This window comes from Coprobacter tertius, assembly GCF_024330105.1.
In the GTDB taxonomy this organism is placed as follows: Bacteria; Bacteroidota; Bacteroidia; order Bacteroidales; family Coprobacteraceae; genus Coprobacter; species Coprobacter tertius.
In genome coordinates this window covers 126,367-149,649 of sequence record NZ_JANDHW010000005.1, presented here as the reverse complement: position 1 = coordinate 149,649, position 23,283 = coordinate 126,367, and the positions used below count along the sequence as shown (strand labels likewise).

Here is a 23,283-nt window from a genome sequence, read left to right as displayed (position 1 = left end):
AAAAAGGAATTATCGTATGGCTCATCCCGTAATACATTTATTTAATCCTGAAAATGATTTGGCGATCGCCAATAACGGAGACCATTATATGGCTCCTCCCGCGGCACGTGCGATCGCTTATGATCTTTCTTGTTTACCTGTGTGGTATGCAGATGAGAGCGAACAAGTATTGACAGATAATAAAATAGATCTTTCTGATTTTTCTCAACTCGGATCTTTTCCGTTACAAGTGGGTGCTGGCGGGATAGGAGATCGGCCGTCGGAGTTTGTTCCTTGGGGATGGAGTAATGAAATTTATCATCGTTTACTTCGGTATGGAGTTGATAAAACGATGCTTCCTACTCCCGAGGAACTGGCCGGAATACGAGTCTGTTCGCATCGTTCGGTGACGATAAAAATACTCGATTATTTGCGAGAGTCGGGTTATGAATTGCTTCCCGCTGTGAATCCTATAAGATTGAGAACGGCAACCGAGGTGAAATACTTTCTCGAAAGTGCTTCCCGAACTGTACTGAAAGCTCCTTGGTCGGGTAGTGGAAAAGGGTTGAGCTGGGGCCGTGGCGTATATGATACTACTTTAGAACGGTGGAGTAACGGAATATTACGAAGGCAGGGAGAAATCATAGGGGAACCTTATTATGATAAAGTAGTTGATTTTGCCATGGAATTTTACAGTAACGGAAACGGAAAAGTCGATTTTGCCGGATATTCTTATTTTCTTACCGATAAAAAAGGGGTTTATAAAGAAAACTTTTTGGCATCTGATCGGGCGATTGCTCATAAATTAGGGCATTTTATCCCGGTGGCTTCATTGCAAAATTTGCAGATGCATTTGTCCCGTATTTTAGCATTGTTTTTAAACGGTATTTATAAAGGGTATCTCGGGATTGACATGATGATTTATGAAGAAAAAAATGTTTATCGCTTGCATCCCTGTGTAGAAATGAATTTAAGAATGAATATGGGAATGGTATCCCGATTGTTTTATGATCGTTTCGTCATGCCGGGGACAGAAGGTTGCTATTGTGTCGATTTTGTGAAAGAGCCGGGAAAATTATTTAAAGACCACATCGAAAGACAGAAACGCTATCCGATAGTTATAGAAAACGGACGGTTGAAGAGCGGTTATCTTTCTCTTTCTCCTGTAACAGAAAATACGCAGTACAGAGCGAGGGTAGAACTAAATTCAGAAAGTTTTCAGTTCTCTATATAAACGCTGTACAGGTAATCCCATAACATTATAATAGGAGCCCGAAATACCAGTGACACCGATATAACCAATCCATTCCTGTATTCCGTAAGCTCCCGCTTTATCGAAAGGTTTATACCGATCGATGTAATAGTTTATTTCTTCGTCTTCGAGCGTCCCGAAAGAAACCTGAGACGTTACAGTAAAAGATAATTCTTTGTTTTTAGTACATATTGTAACGCCGGTGATCACTTCGTGCGTTTTTCCCGATAATGTTTTTAACATAAGACGGGCATCCTTTGCACTATGAGGTTTGCCGTAAACTTTTCCCTCCAGCCATACGATGGTATCGGCTGTTATCAGTAAAGTATCGTCATTCATCATGGGACGATACGCTTTCGATTTGATTTTCGATATATACAGAGGAATATCCGCCCCGGTAAGCGAAGAAGGATACGACTCGTCTATATCGGGTAATGCAGTTACTTTATAAGAAATATCGAGACCTGATAACAGTTCTCTGCGCCGGGGGGAATTGCTGGCCAGCAATATGTCGTATTTTTTGAGATTTTCAAGCATTTCTTTCGGGGTATTTATTGGTTTATTTAGTTCACCAGACTGGTGTTAGGGGATAGGGTAAGAGTAAGATTTATCGCTTTTGATTCTTTCTTTGTATTTTTTTTATTTTCATATATAAAACGGTTTATTCGGGATATTACCAACCGAAAGCTTCGTCGGCCATCCATTTGCCTTGTGCACGCAACACTTGTTCGATGACATCACGTCCGCATCCGCATCCGCCGTTTTTATATGATATGTATCGGGATATCGATTTTATCTCCGGAGCTGCATCTGCAGGGCATGTAGGCAATCCGACTTTTTTCATTACTTCATAATCGGGAATATCGTCGCCCATGTACAGTACTTCTTCCGGTTTAAGTCCGGTTTCCTGTACCAGTTGATGGTATGCGGCTGTTTTTATACTTGCTCCCATATAAATATGACGTATACCTAATGCAGAAAACCGCATTTTAACAGCTTCCGTTCGGCCTCCGGTAATAATGGCCACGACATAACCGAGCCTTACCGCCAGTTGTAATGCATAACCGTCTTTGATGTTTACCATCCGCATCGGTTCTCCATTCGGATGCAGGGGAACCATATCTGACGAAAGAACCCCGTCGACATCAAAAATAAAAGCCTTTACAAGGGTAAGGTCGTAATCGATCCTGCTCATATCTTTTACTTGTTTTTGTGGTAATATTTATGTATGTTTTTACTAAGTAATTCGTAAATCTCCCGGGTATTTTCATGATTTAACAGATCGAGATGTTTTTCGATGACGTTGCGGTCGTATCTTATTGCCGGTCCTGTTTGTGCTTCCACAGGGGGCATTTTATGTATTTTAGCTGCTGTCTCATCGATCAGAGGTAAGAGGTCGGTGAACGATAAGTCGTGTTCTTCAAGCAAATCGGCAGCGATAGTATACATATAGTTCGTAAAATTACAGGCAAAAACAGCTGCCAGATGAAGGAATTTTCGTTGTTCCGAGGAAATTACCTGTACATTATCCGACAGATCTTTTCCCAAAGCGACCAGATCTGCCGTTACATTTCTGTCACTTCCTTCTATATAGATGGGAATGTGTGAAAATGTTACATCGAGATGTTTACTGAATGTTTGCAGCGGATAGAAAACTCCGTACTTTTCGGTCGCGGTCTTAAAGATATTCATAGGCATGCTGCCGGCGGTATGAGCCCATATTCCGTTATTACGGGGCATGTGCCTTATGAGTTCGGGCAATACAGTGTCTTTTACCGAGAAAAGATACAGATCGGCATCGGGACGTACTTGCTCGATTTGTGTTGTATATTCGGTCTTCAATGTATCCGACAACTCGCGTGCCGATGTTTCGGTACGACTGTAAATTTGTGATATCTTATGTCCGGCCGACTGTAGAGCTAAAGATAATTGCGTAGCCAGGTTGCCGGCTCCGATAAATACGATTTTCATGTTTTTTACCATTTATCGATGTGTACTTTCTCCCACATCATTTTTTCTTCGTCGAAGGGTTTGCGTTCTTCGTTTTTTTACAATAGGAAAGTTTTTCGAGTTGAAGTTTGTCTTCTACAACAACGAATTCCCATCCGGTCGATCGTTTTGAGGAAGGAGCCATTAGTGCTGCTTCGAGAATGAGCTTTACTTGTTCCGGCGATAACGGTTCCTCCGTATATTTACGTATACTTCTTCTGTTTTGCAGTAATTCATGTATATTTCCCATTTTGTAATCTGCTTATTCGGTTATAAGACAAAGATACAACAATGATGAAGAATCGCTGCGAAAAAGATATAAATTTGTACATAAAATGAGAGGGAACTTATACGTTAACCGATATTTTCACGTTAGGTAAATAATGGTTTATTATAGATACTGCGAATGAGATACAGATTATATATCCCGATACTTTTTTTCTTTTTGTCGCTGAGTGCTGTCGCACAAAAGAAAATAATGCTTTCGGGAAAGATAATAGATGCTAATAATCAGGGAATTGAGCTTGCGAGTGTACGTATTAAAGGTACGATACTCGGAACAATGACCGGGTTGGAGGGAAAATACGAATTGTCGGTTCCGGCATCCGATTCGCTGGTCGTTATATTTTCATGTCTGGGTTACCGTACCGAAGAAAAAGTTTTACTTACTTCAGAGGGAAATGTTACATTAAATGCCCGTTTATACAAATCAGATAAAAGTCTTCAGGAAGTCGTTATTGCCGAGCACAGAAAACAAACCAGTACTTTGCAGCGTATAGACTCTAAAGACTTGAAACTTATGCCGGATGCTACCGGAGGAAGCGTAGAAGCGATGCTGACTACTTTGGCCGGAGTGAACTCAAGTAATGAATTGAGTTCACAATATTCGGTAAGAGGTGGGAATTTCGATGAAAATATCGTTTATGTCAATGGTATCGAGGTATATCGTCCTTTAACTGTGCGATCTGGTCAACAAGAAGGCCTTAGTTTTATAAATCCCGATATGGTAGGAGAAATAGGTTTCTCTTCAGGCGGTTTCTCTGCCGAGTACGGAGATAAAATGTCTTCGGTTCTCGATATAACATATAAGCATCCGGAAGCTTTCGAAGGGAGTGTTTCAGCCAGTTTTTTGGGGGCAAGCGTGTATTTAGGACAGAGTACGAAAAAATTTTCTCAATTGCACGGTTTGCGATATAAAACCAACTCTACATTATTGAGTTCGCTGGATACGAAAGGAGAATATGATCCGTCGTTTCTCGATTACCAGACTTTTTTAACCTATCGCTTCGATCCGAAATGGAATATTTCTTTTTTGGGTAACATTTCTAATAATACCTATAATTTTATTCCGCAGGAACGTACGACAAAATTCGGTACTTCCAGTATGGCAAAACAGTTTAAGGTGTATTTTGACGGGCAGGAAAAGGATAAGTTTCAGACTTTGTTCGGAGCACTTACACTCGATTATATTTATTCTAAAAATACCGCATTTACTTTGATGGCTTCTGGTTTTGTGACCAATGAAGTCGTTAAATACGATATAACGGGGCAATATTGGCTCGATGATATCGATATGTCGAAAGAGGACGGCAATACGGAACCTGCCGGAACTCTTGGGGTAGGAACTTATCATGAACATGCCCGCAATAAATTGAATGCGTCGGTATTTGCATTCGGAATCAAAGGGGCTACCCGGATAAAGAAAAACGATATAAAATGGGGAGTCAATTATCAACGGGAAAAAATTACAGATCGGGTAGGAGAATGGGAATTGAGGGATTCGGCCGGATACTCGCTGCCCAATCTCGATCATAAACTGGAAATGATCTCAAATCTTAACTCGGACCAGACTATCGAAAGTAATCGTTTTTCGGCTTTTTTACAAGATACTTATCGGCTTCGCAGTACAGCCGGTCTTTTTACATTTACCGCCGGAATACGGGCTGCTTATTGGGATTTTAATAAAGAGTGTATTGTCAGTCCGCGTGCTTCGGTTGGGTTTATTCCTATTCGAAACGAACAATTGACGTTACGTTTTGCTACCGGTATATATTATCAGGCTCCCTTTTATAAAGAGTTCAGAGATACGATACGTGACGAGCGCAATAATTTGGTCGTGAATCTCAATCGTAACATAAAGTCACAGCGTTCTATCCATTTTGTTTTAGGCGGCGATTATTCTTTTCGGGCGGTAGATCGTCCTTTTAAATTTACAGCCGAAGTTTATTATAAAAAACTCGACAATTTAATTCCGTATGAGGTAGATAATGTGAGAATTTGGTATAGCGGTAAAAATAATTCTAAAGGATATACCGCCGGGCTCGATATGAAGTTATTCGGACAATTTGTTCCCGGGACAGATTCTTGGCTGAGTTTTTCATTGATGAAGGCTGAAGAGAAAATGAACGGTAAAATGATACCTCGCCCAACCGAACAACGATATAGCATTGCTTTGTTTTTTCAGGACTATATTCCTCGATTGCCTAAATACAAGTTTAATTTAAGAGCTATATGGTCGGACGGACTGCCGGTGGGCGCTCCGCGTTTGGGACGTCAGAACGGATATTTTCGCTCTTCTCCTTATCGCCGTGTCGATATCGGAGCATCTCGTTTATTGGTCGGTGGCGAGGATCGGATCATGCGTCGTGGATTTTTCCGACATTTTAAAAGTATCTGGATCGGATTGGATGTTTTTAATTTGTTGAATATTAGTAATGTTAACTCATATTATTGGGTAACAGATGTATATAATCACCAATATGGTGTACCTAATTATCTTACGTTGAGACAATTCAACATACGGTTGTCAGCCGAGTTTTAGTTTTCATCTGTGTAATCTTTCCAAGTTCCTTTGTCTTTTATAGGAAAGCAGTTTAAATGCAATCGGCGGCATTCTTTTATCAAGGCCTCTTTTTTGAAATGGTTTACGTCAGCCGAAATGATAATCGAGTCGAACACGAATAAGTTGGTAAGATCCGTAAGTTTTCCGGAGAATCCTTTACAGATAACCGCATAATCGACTTTTAACCGATGTCTTGCTGTTGTGTTCCGCCATCGGGAGGAGTCGAGAATGAGAATGTATTTTCCCTGGAAATATAAAAACGGTTTATTTATATATAAGTTTCCCGTAGGGACTTTCTGTGGAATCGTATCAGGAAGCCCGAGGTCGTTTTTCATCCAGAAATTATTTCCCATTCGATATATTTTATCCATATCGTTTAAGGTATCTACTCGAAATATATAATTTTTACCTTTATCGATAAAATTAAAGGTCGTACCCGAGTTTTGGTCAAAAACAAGCCAGCCATTTTTTACGGGTTGGTGTGGAGGAAAAACAAGATCGATGATGAGGAAGAGCAACAATGCCGGAAGTAAACTTAATAATAGAGTTTTTTTTCGGTAAACGATTGCGAGAATGGCAATAAGAACTGTTATATAATATAAAAACAAGTATCTGGGGAAAAGCCATATCCTTTTAATCGAGGCGAAAGGTAACCCCGATAAAAATTCGGTTATTTGCAAAACGTAATTCGAAAGATAATTCAGAATGAGCAATATCCAGTGAGCCTGAAAACCGATTGCTGATAAAAACAGATACAAGAGGCCGGTACCCATTATAAACGGCAATAGGGGAAGTATGAGAAGATTTGAGAGCAAAAACAGAATCGGTATTTCATGAAAATAATAAACCGCGATAGGTAGTGTGCCTATTTGTGCCGATAGAGATAATGCGGTGAGAGACCAGATTCTTCGTAACAGAATATGGCGGGGGAAAATACATCTTGTTAGTAGGTGATAAAGGAAGGTTATGGATAATACGGCGGTAAAACTTAGTTGAAATCCGATGTCGAACAGATAGTAGGGCTGGTAAAGCAACATCAGAAATGCTGCGATAAGCAATGAGTTCAACGTTATGTTTTTACGACCCAAAATCATACCTGCCAGTATCATCGTTGCCATAATCGTCGCTCTCGTTACAGAAGGTGATAATCCGGTGAAGAAAGCGTAAAACCATAATCCGGTTATGATTAGAAAATAACGTAAACGACCGCCTGCAATATATTTGAAAGGCAGAAGAATCATTCCTAACAGCCACCAGATGATTCCGGTATGTAATCCGCTCACGGCTAATATATGGGAGATACCGGCAGTAGAAAACGATGCTCGTTGTGTGGAGTTTATGTTTTGGATTTCACCCAATAAAAGAGCTTGTAGGAACGCCTTCCGTTCTTCGGGCAAATCAGTTTTTTGTATAATATCAGCAGCTCTCTTACGGAATATCAATGCTATCTCCCGAAAATTTTTATGAGGATCATACCCTAATCTTTCCCAGTCTTTGGTAGATACATATTGGGAATATATGATTCCTTTACTGCGGGTATGAAGAGCATAATCGAAAGAGTCGGGGATTCTTGCATTCTTAATAAACTGTAGATTTTGTTTGAAAATTACATAATTTCTTTGCACCAGACTTTCTGCGTTTTCTTCTTTTTGTAAATACAGTAACGCATATCCCTGTTTGTTAACGATCAGTTTGTCTTTTTGCATCCATCCTTTCAGTTCAACGAGGCAGCGTACCGATTTGTCTCTTATTTCTGCGTCTTGTGCGATTCTGGCAATGACTGATGTATATGATGGCGGAATTTCTTTTTCTTGCATCTGCCGAAAAGAAACCGTACCCGATCCTAATGCAAGAAAACTAAAAAAAATAAAGATGCCGAAATTGTTTTTCGTACGGTATTTACTTTCGATATTGCGTGAGGAATAGTGGATTATAAGAAAACAAATGCCGATACAGGTCGAATATAAGGGAATGATATATCCTTCGAGATATATCTGTGAGCATATTCCGGTGATAAAAGGTAATAGAAAACGCAAAAAAGGAACATATTGCATATAAAGGGCGATTAATTAAAAAGCACGAGACAGAGAAAACGATAAAAAGTCGATATCGTGTTTTTCAGGTACCGGAAGAAATAAAATAAATAAATTTTTCTTATCGGCTTCTCTGCCTCTTGTATATATCAGAGCATTTTCAGTTTGCTTATCATTTCAACAGGATCAGATGCTCTAAATACAGAGTTTCCGGCAACTAATACATCGGCTCCCGCATCGACGATTTTTTTCCCTGTTTCAAGATTTATCCCACCATCTACTTCTATTAGTGCAGAGGAGTTTTTACGCAGGATAAGTTCTTTCAGACGGCTAACTTTCTCGATAGAATTTTCTATAAATTTTTGTCCGCCGAATCCCGGGTTTACCGACATGATCAATACCATATCTACGTCGCGTATAATATCTTCGAGCAAGATAACCGGTGTATGAGGGTTAAGAGTAACGGCCGCTTTCATCCCGCATTCTTTAATTTGTTGGATGGTTCGATGCAGATGCAGGCATGCTTCGTAATGAACATTCATAATGTAAGCACCGGAGTCTTTTACTTCATTTATAAATTTAGCCGGATCGGTAATCATCAAATGTACATCCAGCGGTTTTTTGCTGAGTTCTTTGATATATTCCATAACCGGGAACCCGAAAGAGATATTAGGTACGAATACCCCGTCCATTACATCGATATGAAGCCAGTCGGCTTCGCTATCGTTTACCCTGTTTATTTCTTCCCGCAAACAACCGAAATTGGCTGCGAGTAACGAAGGAGCTATTTTGCAACTCATAATATATAATTGCGGTTATTTATGTTTTTTACAAATATAAAACAAATGGCCGGAAAACGAGGCTGTACGGATGAATTATTTTAAAAAAGAGATAAGGCAATGAAAAGAAACCGGACATAAGAAAAAGTTTTGTATTATTCTTTTTCTTATGTCCGGTACCATTGCACCGTTCAGTTTCAACTGTTATTTAATTAATTACGTATGAAGCCAGTTTTGCCGGGAGATTTTTTTCAAATGTATATGTCCGTGCGAATTGACTTATTTTATCGAGAGTGATCTTTTTAGGAGTCATTTCTATAAAAAGAGTTTTCCCGGACACAGTTTCAGATGTAGTTTTTTTATTCATAGGCATTCTTTATTGTATTGTTTATATAAAGAACGCAACTATGATTGCTTTATTATTTCGGCAGCCTTAAAATTATAACGTTAACGTAATATTTTTTTCTTCGGCTAATTTGCGTATGTTTAAAATAGCATACCGCATGCGTCCCAGGGCCGTGTTTATACTCACGTTAGTGGCATCTGCGATTTCTTTGAAACTCATATTTTTGTAATATCGCATAATAAGAACTTCCCTTTGATTTTCGGGAAGGGCTTTTACCAGTTTTCTGATGTCGGCATGTATCTGTTTTTCTACCAGTATGTCTTCGATCGTACCTTCACTCAGGTCTTTGTTGTTGAATATATCGGCTTCGGTTTCATCATTCGATATTTGGTTTTCGTTCTTTTCCTGACGGTAATAATCGATGATGAGATTATGTGCGATACGAGTGATCCATGCAGGGAACTTACCGTTTTCGGTGTATCTTCCCTGTTTAATGGTCACAATAGCTTTTACAAAAGTTTCCTGAAAAATATCTTCTGTAAGATCTCGATTGCGTACTACGTAATAAATGTAGGTATAAATTCTGTTTTTGTGACGGTTTAACAGAATGTCAAAAGCCTCATTATTACCCTTTGCATACAAATCAACCAACATTTCGTCCGGTTGAGATAATAAATTATCCATTGTGTTGTTCCTATGTTTGATTAAAGAGTAACGATGTTTCTATAGGCTTTTCGGTTTATGGGTTAATTATAGATTGTTTGTGTTTTGCTACAAATAAAATGCATTTTTCTTAATCCCTAAAGTTTTTCGAATGATTTTTTTACTTCGGATATATATTTAACGTCGTTAACCCATGAAATGTTAAATGTTAAAAGAGGGGATAATTTTTATTCGTCTTTTATTTTTTAATATTTTTATCTCCATAAATTATATCGGTAAATAGTGTAAATTTTACATTTGTTTATGTATCTTTGTCGCTTGATCGCTACATTTAATTCGATCATAATGTATCAATAAAATAGTAACACTTTAAATTTTAAGAAATGAAACCGACACTTTTTGTCCTGGCTGCTGGTATGGGGAGCCGATATGGCGGATTGAAGCAGATCGACGGGTTGGGTCCCAATGGTGAAACAATCATGGATTATTCTATTTTCGATGCCATACGTGGTGGTTTTGGTAAAGTTGTATTTGTCATTCGCCATACTTTCGAAAAAGATTTCAGAGAAAAAATTCTTCCTAAATACGAGAATATCATTCCCGTTGAACTGGTATATCAAGAACTCGATTATTTACCTGAAGGTTTCACTCTTAATCCCGATCGGGTAAAACCCTGGGGAACCAATCATGCTGTACTCATGGGAAAAGATGTTATAAAAGAACCTTTTGCCGTGATAAATGCCGATGACTTCTACGGTCGTGACAGTTTTGCCGTTTTGGGTAAATATCTTTCCCGTCTCGAAGGAGAAAAGAATCATTATTGCATGGTCGGTTATCGTATTGGCAATACATTGTCCGAAAGCGGAGCCGTAGCGCGCGGTATCTGTGCAAAAGACGAAAATGATTTTCTGACTACCGTTGTAGAACGTACCCATATCGAACGTATCGATGGTAAAGTCATGTTTAAAGAAGGAGAAACTTGGACGGAGGTCGATGAAAATACTCCCGTATCGATGAATATGTGGGGATTTACACCCGACTATTTTAAATATTCCGAAGATTATTTCGTCCAATTTCTCAAAGATAATGCCGACAATATCAAAGCGGAATATTTTATTCCATTGATGGTAAATTATCTTATTCAAAATAAGATGGCTACTGTAAAAGTATTGGATACTACTTCTAAATGGTTTGGAGTTACTTATGCTCAAGACCGTCCTTCGGTTGTCGCTAAAATAAACGAATTGGTTGCAGCAGGCGAATATCCGGAAAAATTGTTCTGATTTTATATATTTGTAGTTAAAGAAAAGAAGCGGGGATTAATCTCTGCTTCTTTTTTATTTTTTACCGTACAGCTTAGAGTCGATAAATGATATTATTTGTTCTTTTTCCTCTGGATAGAACCAGTTTATTTCAGAATCTCTTTTAAACCAGGTCATTTGTTTACGCGAATATACCCTTGTATTCCGTTTTATTTTCTCTATGGAAAAGTCCAGATCCCATTCTCCCGACAAGTATTTAAAAATTTCTTTATAACCTACCGTATTCAGTGAATTCATTTCCCGGTGTTCGTATACGTTGCGAGCTTCTTCTACCAATCCTTCTTTTATCATTTCGTCAACACGGTTGTTTATACGTTGGTATAGTTCTTCCCGTTCCCGACGCAGTCCTATTTTAAGGATATCGAAAGGTCGTTTTTTTTTCGTATTAGTACGCAGTTCCGAATAGGGACGTTCGGTCATGTAACAAATTTCGAGTGCATGAATAACACGTTTAGGGTTTTTCAGATCTACCTGATTGTAAAATACCGGATCAAGCTTTTTCAGTTCTTCACAAATGGCATCCAAACCTTCATTTCGGTATTTTTCCAGCGTAGCTGTACGTATTTCTTCCGAGACGGTCGGTAGTATGTCTATTCCGTTACAAACAGCATCGATATACATCATCGATCCTCCTGTCATAAGTAAAGTATCGTGAGTTAGGAATAAGTTTTCCATTAACTTTAAAGCATTTTCTTCGTAAAGGGCAGCACTGTAATAATCAGTAATATCAAGTGTCCCTACAAAGTAATGTTTTATCCGTGACATCTGTTCGGGAGTTGGGGCGGCTGTACCTATTACCAGCTGGCGATATAATTGCCTACTGTCACAGGACAAAATCGGGCATTTATAATATTCGGCCAGGTTTAGTGAAAGATCTGTTTTTCCTACACCGGTAGGACCCAAAAGTACGATCAGTGTTTTACTCATCATCAGTAATACGATAGAAAAATAAGAGCAGGTTTCAGGTGTTCGGCTCGAAATCTGCTCTTAAAGGTTTATAGATAATATATGTTTAATGTTTTTCGACTGCGAGCTTGGCGATTTGTACGACTACTTCACTGGCTTTTTCCATCGATTGTATAGGAACGAATTCGTATCGTCCGTGAAAATTATGCCCCCCGGCAAAAATATTGGGACAGGGAAGTCCCATAAACGAAAGTTGTGCACCGTCGGTACCGCCTCGTACCGGTTTTACCGATGGAGTAACGCCTGATTTTTCCATAGCTTCAAAAGCGAGATCGACAATATATTTTACCGGTTCTATTTTTTCATGCATGTTGTAATACTGGTCCTTTATTTCGAGGCTAGCGCATTCGGGGAACTCTTTATTAATTTTACGGGTAAGGTGCTCGAATTCTTTTTTACGCCGGTCGAAACGGTCGCGATCATGATCGCGAATTATGTACGTCAGTACGGTTTTTTCTACCGATCCCTCACATGAAATTAAATGGTAAAACCCTTCGTATCCTTCGGTGTGTTCTGGAGTTTCCCATCTCGGCAGCATGATTGCGTATTGTATGGCGATACGTAAAGAGTTTATCATTTTATGTTTGGCATACCCCGGATGTACATTTCTTCCGATAAATGTAATTTTTGCCATGGCGGCGTTAAAGTTTTCATATTCGAGTTCACCGATTTCTCCACCATCGAGTGTATAGGCCCAATCGGCACCAAACCGGTCTATGTCGAATTTGTGCGGTCCTTTTCCTATCTCTTCGTCGGGAGTAAAAGCAACGCGTATTTTGCCGTGTTTTATTTCAGGATGATTAATCAGGTATTCCATTGCCGAAATGATTTCAGCGATACCGGCTTTATCATCGGCTCCTAATAAGGTTTTACCATTTGTTACGATTAAATCCTGTCCGATATATTTTTTTACTTCGGGAAAATCTTCGGTTTTCAGTACGATATTATCTTCTTGGCTGAGTACGATATCGTTTCCGTCGTAATTTTTTACAATACGGGGAGTAACATGACGTCCCGAAAGATCGGGACTCGTATCGAGGTGGGCGATAAATCCTATTGTGGGAACTTTTTTATCAGTATTAGACGGTAAGGTAGCCATTAAATAGCCATTTTCGTCGAGGGATACTTCAGTCATTCCGATTTTTTTAAGTTCTTTTTCCAGTTCTCGTGCAAAAATCATTTGTCCCGGAGTACTGGGAGTCATATTGGTAAGCTCGTCCGATTGGGTATCGAAGCTGACGTAGTGTAAAAAACGATTTACTAAATCCATATAGGTGTGTTTATTATTGTTCTTCCAATTAAGGTCTTTCGTTTTATCGAGCAAAGATAATGCAAACCGGATGTAAAGTCAAATATATTTATACTTTGCCGAAGGGTTGCTTATCCGCTTCAAAGATACGGATAAAAAACGAAAATATGAGCGGATGAGTTACAGATGATGATAAACGTAGAAGATATAAGAAAACGGGTTACAGTATCTGAAACAAATTTTTCACTTGTGCTTAGTAAAAATTATATATCTATTTAAAAGAGCTTACGTACGAGGCATAGAATCGGAATATTACTTCTTACGAAAATTTTCAGGTCTCCGCTATTTTACCTCTTTCAGAAGTATCGTGTAAAAACCTAAATTCACGTGTATATGACGTAACAGAGAGCTTTAGGCATAAATGTCTCAATCCCCAGGTAATTGTTATAATCGCTTACCGATTCCATATTCACGATCTTATCTTTTATCTTACTCTCTAAATTTTAACTTGAAAAATATATTTTTTTCGCTACATGATTCACGGCCTTCTCAGAATCAGTAATATTGGTACAAACTTCTGTAATTTATATAATAAGCTTACTCGAAAATCGGTATAATTTTGTCATTGCAAAGTTGATAAAAAAAACATATAATTAAATACTAACCGATATAGGTATGCATGAGAGGACGTTTAAGAGGTTAGACTTGGAGAGTTGACGTATGACCGTTCTCTTCTGGCGGAGCCGGAGGATGTTTTCACTCTACATCTTGAAAGGTTGTGGATTCAACTTTTCCTCATATAGGTATCGAAACATTGAGCGTTGCCGGAAATTTACGGATGGAATTCGAACGAGAATAATATAATTTTGCAAAAGTATGATAAAATCGATTTTAAGTATTCTGTTTCTATCTGTTTTGTTGTTTTGTTGTATGGCAGTGAAAAAGAAACCGAATCAACAATTTACCATGAAAATGGAAAAGGAAAGTCTGGGGAATCTGTTGGCTTTTTATGCGAAACCGATGATGGTAACTGGTGAGGAGATCGTTGGGAAAGTAAACGTTTCTGCAATAGATCGTAAAGGTATGTGCACTAAATTGCCAATGGCATCCGACGGTATCGTACGCTTATCTAAAATAGAAGTTTTTCCCGAATATCTCGATGTGTACAAGACGTATGCGATAGAAGTCGGCGAAATATCTTTACGTACAGAACCGGGAGTGTTAACCATGTATGCTGTACAGGAAAAAGCTAATCCTTGTATGATTACTATTCTCGAAACATATGCTGATCAGGCGGCATATACATCGCATATCCAATCTAAACATTTTCTGAAATATAAACGGGAAACGCTGCACATGATTAAATCGCTTATGTTATTAGACCAGACCCCGTTGAGTTTTACAAATAAAATTAATAACTTCATTCAATAAATAATTATGAATAAAATCATTTTATTAACAGTATTCAGTATATTAACATTTAATGTTATGGCACAAAAAAAGATTGTACAAACTGCCGGGCGCGACCAACTCGGTGAGTTTGCTCCTAAATTTGCAGAACTTAATGACGATGTTCTGTTCGGGGAAGTATGGAGTAGAAACGACCTGCTTAGCCTTCGCGATCGTAGCTTGGTAACGATTACGTCGCTTATCAGTCAGGGGATTACAGATAGTTCACTGACATTCCATCTACAATCGGCAAAAAACAACGGTATTACCCGCACCGAAATTTCCGAAATCATTACCCATATTGCTTTTTATGCGGGATGGCCCAAAGCATGGGCGGCCTTCCGCCTGGCTAAGGACGTATGGGCAGAGGATACGGTCGAGACAGATGCTAAAGCATCCTTTCAACGGGAAATGATTTTTCCTATCGGTGAACCAAACACGGCTTATGCTAAGTATTTCATCGGTAACAGTTATCTTGCCCGTATTTCAACGGAACAAATTCCTTTTTCCAATGTGACTTTCGAACCTCGTTGCCGCAATAACTGGCATATTCATAAGGCATCGAAAGGTGGTGGTCAGATGCTGGTAGGAGTTGCCGGAAGAGGCTGGTATCAGGAAGAAGGGAAACCGGCACAGGAAATTTTGCCCGGAACAGTCATCCATATTCCCGCTAATGTGAAACACTGGCACGGAGCGGCTGCCGACAGTTGGTTCGCGCATCTTGCCTTCGAAATTCCCGGTGAAGATACCTTCAACGAATGGCTCGAACCGGTAAGCGATGAAGAATATGATAAATTAAAATAAGTGCAACGACATTGTTTTAAATCCATATTTTTAGGTTATTAATAACACTCCTTTTCCAGTGTTATCTCTTAAAAAGATAAGGAGCTTATCGTTTATCGATAATTTTGATTGTTTTATACTTTTACAAGCCGATAATAAGAGAAAGAGACAGAATAATTATAAGGTGCGGATAATTTATCATGATTTTCCGGATATATTGTGTTTTACTATTTCGGTTGGTTGCCATTCTTTTTTTATATATAAATAAGTACAACGGAAGAATTAAAAGAAGAAGGTGTCCACCCAGGGACACCTTCTTTTACGATGGATAGATAAGAACCTTAATCTTTTATACAAAGAGACTCGGTTTGGCTTATTAGTAACGTATTAGTTTGTAATCGCTATTTTGCGTACATCTTGTGTTGTCCCGTCCTTAGCTACGACCATGTAAATTCCCGGCTGTAACGAGATAGTATGGTTCGATGCTGCTTCTGAAACTGTTGCCAAACCGCCGGCGATAGTATATACCTCTACAATTACCGGAGAAGAGTGGTTTACATACAGTTTACCGGCCGAAGCGTATACGTTCAGTCCCGGTATGCGGGTATCTTCTATGCCGCCTCCTTTTTCGAAATTGGCGGTAAGCGTGGTAGAAGTTTCGGGCATGGCATAAGTAAAGTTCGCTTCTTCCGATACAGTTGCCCCGGAGGCATCGGTCCATTTTGTAAGGTCATATCCGGAATCGGGAGTTGCGGTAAGTTCTACAGCCGCACCCATAAAATAGTCTCCGCTTTTATCGGTCGAAGCGGTTCCGTTGTCACCCGCAGTAACGGTCAGAGTTGGGAAGGCGATGCCGGTATATTTTGATTCATAGGCTCCGATATCGCATTTACCTTGTTTCTCTCCGGAGTGATAACGGCTTCCAGACAAACTCTGAATACTTGAGAATATATCAGGATCTCCGCTGTCTATCATTCCGTGAGGCTTTTCAGAGAGACTCCAGTCGGCTGCGGCCAGTTCTGCAGTTTTAGCAGGGTCGGCTCCTATGAATGTAGTAGGCGCGACAAAACCGTTGAAATCGTTAAGGGCATACATGCGGTTGTTTGCGACGACGGCTCCATCGGGTTTGCCACCGGGAAAAGCGCAATTTTTAATCTGAGACTGGCTCGTTCCGAATGAGAATGTGCCGATAGCACCGTAAGCACCGGTATTTCCCCGCAAAATCGTATTGTAAATTTTAGAAGGCGCCATGATAGCGATACCGCCGTCGTCATAATTTTTTCCTTTATTATTGGCAATCGTACAAAAAGCGACAACGCCTCCGTTAACAGAGACGGGAACTCCGTTATTATTGTAGAAAAGAGAATTGGCGATACTGGCGTTATTTTTAAGATTTACGATTCCTTCTCTCATATCGTTGTTGTAGAAGATACATTTATCTAAATCTGCCATGCCTAATCCAATTCCTGACGAAATGGGAGAGGAGTAGTTAATGGCTGTTTGCCCCTTGTTACCTATGCATACGATTTTCGAAAGAGTTCCTCTGTCTGTTTCGGTCGTCATGATATTTATCAGATCACCCCCGTATTGTGACATTTCGTTATTTTCGAATAGGCAATCGTGTGTATAGTATGAGGCTGTGGGATTAAAAAATGACATTCCGATGAGTGATCCCCTGTCATTCTTATTTCCTGAAAAGGTACAATTATTGAATGATAACCCTGAATCGTTCGCTTCGAAACTTACATTTTTTCCGTCACGGAATGAAATACCGTCTATAATACAATAGGGTGCTGATATTTCATCGCCGTTCAGTGAAATAGCTTTGGTTTCTCCATCTAATTGGAAAGTCACAATGGTTTCGTTCACGAATTCCCAGGGATTGCTCCCTTTTTCCCGCTGGCTTGCCATTATTTCATCTCCTTTAAAACCGCCAGTGATAAACAGGTTAAGCAAGTTAGGGTCTTCAGCGCTATAAGTTCCCCATGAGGCGGTTTCGGTATAGGTTCCTTTTTGTATCCATACTTCGAAATTACCTTCTTGGGTTTCCATACCCGAGCTGATGGCAGCGCCTATCGTCGCTTTCGCTTTTTCCCAACTTGATCCGTCATTAGAATCATCTCCACCCTCTGCGGCAGGTTTTACATGGATAGCGGCACTCATAGAGAGACCGAATATACATGTCAGTAATAGTAAATAAAACTTTTTCATACGTTTGTAATTTTAGGGTTAATAAAAAGGTTTGAAATAGTCGGTATCTTTTATTTTTCACGTTCGGGGACAACCGTTCGATATCCCCGAATGATCTTTTTTTGTTTTACCAGTCTTTTGAAATGTTTCCGGGAGTCATAAAATTCCAGCCGGGTACCCGTTCGTTGATATTAAATCCCGTATCGATATCGGGGCCTAAATTCTGGCCCTGGAAATATCCTTGTATTATAATAGGCGAATTGTATTTAAAACCGTCATTGTCCTGATCTATCCTCGTCGAGGAGTCGTACATCACGACAGCCAGCCCTGTGGGACCTCCAGCTTTGCGCATGGCGGTTACTTTTTCCGTTTGTTCATTCACCCATTGCGTATCCGATTGGGGAATATTGTAGTAGCACGCTCCGTATTTCGATGGGTCGAGTCCGGCGATGGGTTTGCGTAAGCTTCCCGCCGCCCAGGGATTTATCACGCATTCACTGTTGTAGGCGTGGAAAGCATAATCGATATACCGTCCCACCTCGATTCCGCCTTGGGGCGTATCGAACGAGGCGGTGGGGTCGCCCACGTCGGTAAGTACGATTAGTTTTCCGGGCATGGCTTCCCGTAGAGCCTTAATCAGTTTCGGATACGATTCGGGATCGACGGGTCGGGCGCCTTCTTTGTCGTATTTCGAATTTTCATCCCAGAGGTTAATGCCGTCGAGACCGTATTTATCCACAGTATATTTGAGGCTGTACACGAGGTCGGCGATACCGTTATCGTCGAGGTTGCAAAAACCGATTCCCTCACCGCCGCCCTGTACGGTAAGACATACTTTACGACCGTAAAGCTGCAGGGGTTCGATGTACTTTTTGGCATTTGTCAGCACATGGCGGATATCGTTTCCGAAGAAAAGCGAAGGTCTTCCATTATCGTTCTTAACGGTGGCAGCCAATATATTTACATATTCATACATTCCGTAAAGTCTGCGATTTTTTTCCAATTGAAAATATATTGCAACTCTCGGAGTCATGTTCAGGGTATTGATACAGAGCATGAGTTTGGTTTCCTGACCGGGAAATCCCGGCTTGGGAATAATTTTGCTCGGAGTTTCCTTTGTTTCTTTTATGACGAGAAAATAAAGGGAATTGTATCCTTCGGCAGCTTCATTTACACGCAGTGCCAGCAAGGTGGTGTCGGGAAGTTCGGGCCGGAAAGTGAGGGAGAACATACTCGGTGCCGAACGAGTTTCTCCTTTGGTTACCGTGAGTTGTCCGTCGCCTGATAAAACCGTACCGTCTGCCGGGAAGGCTTCGAATTTTGTCCCGTTGGCCTCATTATACGCCTGTACGAGGCTTTCGTCGACGATGACGGTACGGTTGATATCTGTTTCGACCGGTCGGGTGAGTTCGAAATAGAACGAACCGGTTGCCGGTACATCTTCACGAAGAATGAGGATATCGGTTTTACCAGCTTCCTCTGTATTGCGAAGTATGCCGAATGACTTTCCTATATTCCCGGTGGGAGGCAAATCGCCGGCCGGAAATTGTATGAGGTCTTCTCCGCACCCGGCGAGTATAACAGTGGCTACCGCCACACAGCCGGAGAGGAGGTTCCTGATTGTTTTCTGATGTGAGCTATTCATCGTATGGGGAATTTAAAGGTTTGAATTATTTTTTCTTTTATTTTGTTTCGTTCTTTTTGGGCACCTCTATGCCATCGGGCCAAACGAGCGGACTTTTATGAGCGACGGCGTCGTTACCGTTACCAGTACGATCTATTACTTTGTCGCCTTCGCCTTCATCGAATTTCCAGTAGGCGCAAAGTCCGGGTGTATGAGGATCTACATCATACATGTTTTTGTAAATTTCCTCTTGCGTACGGGCTACGTTCCATACACGAACTTCGCAGATGTTCCCATCGAGCTGTCGGGTATAATCTTCGGGTTCACCATAGGAATGTCCGATCTTGAACATGAAGTCTTTTCCTCGTTCCTGCATGCCGAGATTAAGAGCAACCGGTTCTCCGGGTTTGGCAAATTCTTCACTGCGGCTCTGTTCTTGTCCGTCGACATAGAAGACGATGGTTTGAGTCGCCAAATTCCAAGTAAGAGCAACGTGGTACCACGTCTTAGGCATCAGCGATTTGCTTTTGTCGGCTTTTGGGAATTTCCATTCGTATCGTGGACCTGCGAATTGTAGTTGTTGTCGTGGATAGCTGGCATCACCGATACGCAGAAGAATATACTGTTCGATACCCATAATAGTAGATATGTCAGGTAGGGCACCTCCGGGAAGGCTTCCGTAGTCGAAACTGTTTACCCAGATAATCGCTTCATAAGTAAGTTGCGTCATGTTGTTTACGACATCTGCCGTAGGACTTCCCTTGTCGAAACCGGGCACCTCCATATAATTGTCTCTGAGATTAGCTGCCGTGGTGATCGCACTCGATTTTTTTACGATGTAGCAAATGGTTTTCGAACCATCTAATGTTCCTATGCCTCCTGAGACGCCGGTTACGGTTAATGGTACGAGATAACTCGCGTCGAGCGGTAGTGCGTCGAGGCCGGTGAAGGTAATCGTAACCGGTTTCGACTGAGCCTCACCCGCCGGTATTACGACGCTACTCGCCGACAGTTTATAATGTTTCGGATCGAGTGTCGGGTAATCGGTATCCATGCGGGCATTATAGTTGCCGGTGAGCGAGGGATCGACCGCAAAGTCTACCTTTACATCCTGTTTTGCCGGGTAAGTTAACAGCACTGTAAATACTTTCGGTACTTCGGTTAGGGTACGCTTAAAGGTAACGTTAGCGATATCTTTTGTTTTGGCAACGTCGAGATAAGCTCCGTTATCGAAAGGCGGTTTGTTGCTATAGTCGGTATTGTCGCATCCCGCGGCCATAAAGGCCAGCAAGGCGAGAGAAAGCGTCTGATAAATGATGTATCGTTTCATAGCTGTTACTTTATGGGTGAAGGATTAAGCAGTTGAATGGCTGCCCGTATGGTTTTGTAATTGGCTTGCGGATCGTAATAATCGTTTCCGGCATTATAAATTCCCAGCCCGGCAAGGGGGCCGGCCGATACGACGTATCCGGCAGTTCCTATGATCGATTCCTTTCCGATATCGGTAAGTTTTCCTTCGGGTGCGGCCGAAATGATAAGTTTAGACGAGGGTATACCTGCAAATTGCCTGGCATGATCGATCTGAAAAACGAGATCATAGGCGGTGGTCAAGCCGGATGTATTGAGAACGATATAATCAAATGCGTTGTGCAAATCGGTTGGCAAATCGGCTGGATTACCTTCGAAAAACAGCATTTTTCCCGATTTACTGCGAGGACCTGCCGATGCAAACAGTTTTTCCAATTGTGTGGCATCGGGAACGTTCGTACGGGTAATGGATAAACTGATTCCGTCGAAACCTTCTGCAGACATTCCTGAAACAGCTTTATTTATCGCATCTTTATCTTTGGACAAATCGGCATACCAGAGTATACGGGTGCCCATATCGGCTTGTACTTTTTTCATGTCTTCCCGATCGAAATCGGTAATTTGTTCAGGTCTCGTAAGCACGACATAGTCGAGGCTATCGGGCATTCCCCGTAAAAAATCTTTTTCGCTTACCGAGACTTTCGGAGCATTGTCGAGTCTTGCGTAAACGAGATAGTGAGGCCGTTTTTTATATTCTTTCAGGCTCTCTGTATATCGGGCATAGAGTTCCGGATTTTGCGATTCGGGACCGATCGTATCGAACTTGAGAGTTTCGGGTTCGTTCCAATCGCTGCATGCATTTATCAACATAGCGGATGCCCCTAATAGAAATGCGCAAAGGATGGTATGTAATGAAATATAGTTCTTCATAGCGATTTTCAGTTTAAATTTTTCTTGTTATCCCACCAGACGGGAGTACCTCCGGTATCGGGTCCGTTGAGCATTCCTACGGCAGCGGTTACGTTTGTTCTGTTCAGGCTATATTCTTCAGCAGGGTAGGGCAATCGGCGTATCCAGGTACCTTCGGGAATGCTTCCCCCGCTTTTGTTCAGGGCAACAGGCATTAGTTTCGGATATCCGGTACGTCTGAATTCAGCCCAGGATTCTATGCCGAGCGGGTATATCGCGATCCATTTCTGAACGATGATTCTTTCGAGATTGCGTTCGAAGTTCGGCTGCCCATCTTCCCACATAATAGTAATGTCGCTCAGCTTGGAGGTATAACCGGGTCCTACCGGAGGGGTATATACATCTGGATATTGCGAAGTTTGGTCTTTAATGTATTCATCTGCTCCTTTGACTCCTTTTTCTTCGAATGAGAGACGAATACCTTGTTCATACAGATCGCGTGCTTCACCGCCCATCGCCCAATTTCTGAGAGCGCCTTCGGCTCGGAGAAAAGTTACTTCGGCGGCATTCATCCAGAGAATGGGATCCGAGTCGGTAATGATCGGTTTCGAAAAACTTTTAACCCATTTATCTTTGTCATCGGGATCTGTACCGATACGCATGCCTATAAAATCATCGCCAACTTTAGTAAACATTTTTTCTCGGCGGGGATCTTTGAATCCATTCATATAATTGATGATTTCGGCCCCTACGCGATGATCGTTCCAATCGTTGTATATCATGGCAATACGATTTTCCTCAACATGAAGAAGGGCATTGTCGGCATTTGCTGTAATCACTCCTTCGGAGACCGCTTTTTCGGCAATCTGTTGTGCTAGAACAGGATCGATATATACGAGCCTCATGGCCATGCGTAGTTGTAGTGAATGTAAATATTTCAGCCATTTTCCGATATCGCCGTAATAAACGTCGTCGAATTTTCGAAATGCTTCGGGACTCAGGTCTTTATTTTCGGTGAGAACTTTATCTACGTTTTCGAGATCATTGAACATTTCGTTATAAACATCTTTTTGACTGTCATAAGGTGCTGTAAGCGAGATATCTCCGGTCGGAAGCACGACTTTCGAATAGGGTATAGGTCCGTATATGTCGGTTTCGCGGTGCATGATAGCAACTTTTAGCAATACGGCCAAAGCCCTTGCAACAGGGTCCTCGGTTTGGTTGAACATATCCCGGTAAGCCGGATACGTTTTTTCGAATACATCTACAAACGGTGCTTTCAGCCAATCGCTGGGCGGATTATAAGTGGAGAATTTCGAGGCCCAGGTATCGATGGTAGAGCCGGCATATCCTGCGAATGCGCCTCCGGCTAATATTTCGACAAACTGATTAAGATGTTCCTCGGTAGGAACGACTAATCCTTGTAAGGTTTTGAGTGTAGAACCTACATTATAGTTTTCGCGGCCCAGTTCGTCTTTTGTTACTTGATACGGGTTTTTGTTCATTTCATCGAAATGATCGGTACAACCGGATCCTGCAGTCAGTAACAACAGAAGAAACCAGGCTTGAGCGGATTTTTTTAAGTGTTTCATCCTATTAG

Annotated in this window: 19 protein-coding genes and 1 pseudogene; 5 read left to right on the top strand and 15 right to left on the bottom strand. The window is 41.1% G+C overall.

Going from position 1 to position 23,283, the window contains the following annotated elements:
- Positions 1-16: 16 nt before the first annotated feature.
- Positions 17-1,213, top strand: a complete 1,197-nt coding sequence (locus NMU02_RS06690) for a hypothetical protein (protein WP_255026787.1) — start codon at positions 17-19, stop codon at positions 1,211-1,213.
- Here the strand turns inward: NMU02_RS06690 and NMU02_RS06685 are convergent.
- The 4 genes and pseudogenes from NMU02_RS06685 to NMU02_RS06670 all read right to left on the bottom strand — a co-directional run.
- Positions 1,187-1,768, bottom strand: a complete 582-nt coding sequence (locus NMU02_RS06685; protein WP_255026783.1) for a Maf-like protein — start codon at positions 1,766-1,768, stop codon at positions 1,187-1,189. The two genes, NMU02_RS06690 and NMU02_RS06685, sit on opposite strands and share 27 nt — an antisense overlap.
- Positions 1,769-1,904: 136 nt before the next feature.
- Positions 1,905-2,426, bottom strand: coding sequence for a KdsC family phosphatase (locus tag NMU02_RS06680; protein WP_255026780.1), 522 nt, complete (start codon positions 2,424-2,426; stop codon positions 1,905-1,907).
- Positions 2,427-2,431: 5 nt separating this feature from the next.
- Positions 2,432-3,202, bottom strand: coding sequence for a Rossmann-like and DUF2520 domain-containing protein (locus NMU02_RS06675; protein WP_255026779.1), 771 nt, complete (start codon positions 3,200-3,202; stop codon positions 2,432-2,434).
- 61 nt (positions 3,203-3,263) lie between these two features.
- Positions 3,264-3,470 (bottom strand): annotated as a pseudogene (locus tag NMU02_RS06670) (nitroreductase family protein); the annotation flags it as partial.
- 156 nt (positions 3,471-3,626) lie between these two features.
- On the opposite strand from NMU02_RS06670, the gene NMU02_RS06665 reads away from it, so the two are divergent.
- Positions 3,627-6,041, top strand: coding sequence for a TonB-dependent receptor (locus NMU02_RS06665; protein WP_255026776.1), 2,415 nt, complete (start codon positions 3,627-3,629; stop codon positions 6,039-6,041).
- Here the strand turns inward: NMU02_RS06665 and NMU02_RS06660 are convergent.
- The 4 genes from NMU02_RS06660 to NMU02_RS06645 form a co-directional block, all read right to left on the bottom strand.
- On the bottom strand, positions 6,038-8,116 hold the full coding sequence (locus NMU02_RS06660) for a ComEC/Rec2 family competence protein (RefSeq protein ID WP_255026774.1): 2,079 nt from the start codon (positions 8,114-8,116) through the stop codon (positions 6,038-6,040). The genes NMU02_RS06665 and NMU02_RS06660 overlap by 4 nt on opposite strands.
- A gap of 128 nt (positions 8,117-8,244) precedes the next feature.
- On the bottom strand, positions 8,245-8,895 hold the full coding sequence (gene rpe, locus NMU02_RS06655; RefSeq protein WP_255026773.1) for a ribulose-phosphate 3-epimerase: 651 nt from the start codon (positions 8,893-8,895) through the stop codon (positions 8,245-8,247).
- 187 nt (positions 8,896-9,082) lie between these two features.
- Positions 9,083-9,241 carry a hypothetical protein gene (locus NMU02_RS06650; protein ID WP_255026772.1) on the bottom strand — a complete coding sequence of 53 codons (159 nt, stop codon included), beginning with the start codon at positions 9,239-9,241 and terminating at the stop codon, positions 9,083-9,085.
- A 72-nt stretch (positions 9,242-9,313) separates the two neighbouring features.
- A complete protein-coding gene (locus NMU02_RS06645) occupies positions 9,314-9,904 on the bottom strand; it encodes an RNA polymerase sigma factor (RefSeq protein ID WP_255026771.1) in 591 nt (196 codons plus the stop codon).
- Between the two features lie 362 nt (positions 9,905-10,266).
- On the opposite strand from NMU02_RS06645, the gene NMU02_RS06640 reads away from it, so the two are divergent.
- Complete coding sequence (locus NMU02_RS06640) at positions 10,267-11,166, top strand: glycosyltransferase family protein (protein ID WP_255026765.1); 900 nt, start codon at positions 10,267-10,269, stop codon at positions 11,164-11,166.
- Positions 11,167-11,220: 54 nt separating this feature from the next.
- On the opposite strand, the gene miaA is transcribed toward NMU02_RS06640, so the two are convergent.
- Both miaA and pepT read right to left on the bottom strand, forming a co-directional pair.
- Entirely contained in the window at positions 11,221-12,135 is a 915-nt protein-coding gene (gene miaA, locus NMU02_RS06635) for a tRNA (adenosine(37)-N6)-dimethylallyltransferase MiaA (RefSeq protein ID WP_255026764.1), read from the bottom strand.
- 82 nt (positions 12,136-12,217) lie between these two features.
- Positions 12,218-13,441, bottom strand: a complete 1,224-nt coding sequence (pepT, locus tag NMU02_RS06630) for a peptidase T (RefSeq protein WP_255026762.1) — start codon at positions 13,439-13,441, stop codon at positions 12,218-12,220.
- Positions 13,442-14,440: 999 nt separating this feature from the next.
- On the opposite strand from pepT, the gene NMU02_RS06625 reads away from it, so the two are divergent.
- Positions 14,441-14,851: a putative quinol monooxygenase gene (locus NMU02_RS06625; RefSeq protein ID WP_435522023.1), complete on the top strand. Its 411-nt coding sequence runs from the start codon at positions 14,441-14,443 to the stop codon at positions 14,849-14,851.
- 6 nt (positions 14,852-14,857) lie between these two features.
- Positions 14,858-15,673, top strand: a complete 816-nt coding sequence (locus NMU02_RS06620; RefSeq protein WP_255026755.1) for a carboxymuconolactone decarboxylase family protein — start codon at positions 14,858-14,860, stop codon at positions 15,671-15,673.
- 366 nt (positions 15,674-16,039) lie between these two features.
- On the opposite strand, the gene NMU02_RS06615 is transcribed toward NMU02_RS06620, so the two are convergent.
- The 5 genes from NMU02_RS06615 to NMU02_RS06595 all read right to left on the bottom strand — a co-directional run bounded on the left by NMU02_RS06615 (position 16,040) and on the right by NMU02_RS06595 (position 23,275).
- On the bottom strand, positions 16,040-17,863 hold the full coding sequence (locus NMU02_RS06615; protein ID WP_255026753.1) for an InlB B-repeat-containing protein: 1,824 nt from the start codon (positions 17,861-17,863) through the stop codon (positions 16,040-16,042).
- 106 nt (positions 17,864-17,969) lie between these two features.
- On the bottom strand, positions 17,970-19,487 hold the full coding sequence (locus NMU02_RS06610) for a BT_3987 domain-containing protein (protein WP_255026752.1): 1,518 nt from the start codon (positions 19,485-19,487) through the stop codon (positions 17,970-17,972).
- A gap of 37 nt (positions 19,488-19,524) precedes the next feature.
- Positions 19,525-20,796 carry a DUF1735 and LamG domain-containing protein gene (locus tag NMU02_RS06605; RefSeq protein WP_255026751.1) on the bottom strand — a complete coding sequence of 424 codons (1,272 nt, stop codon included), beginning with the start codon at positions 20,794-20,796 and terminating at the stop codon, positions 19,525-19,527.
- A 5-nt stretch (positions 20,797-20,801) separates the two neighbouring features.
- Positions 20,802-21,704 carry a glycoside hydrolase family 18 gene (locus NMU02_RS06600; RefSeq protein ID WP_255026750.1) on the bottom strand — a complete coding sequence of 301 codons (903 nt, stop codon included), beginning with the start codon at positions 21,702-21,704 and terminating at the stop codon, positions 20,802-20,804.
- An 8-nt stretch (positions 21,705-21,712) separates the two neighbouring features.
- Positions 21,713-23,275 carry a RagB/SusD family nutrient uptake outer membrane protein gene (locus tag NMU02_RS06595; RefSeq protein ID WP_255026749.1) on the bottom strand — a complete coding sequence of 521 codons (1,563 nt, stop codon included), beginning with the start codon at positions 23,273-23,275 and terminating at the stop codon, positions 21,713-21,715.
- Between the last annotated feature and the right edge of the window lie 8 nt (positions 23,276-23,283).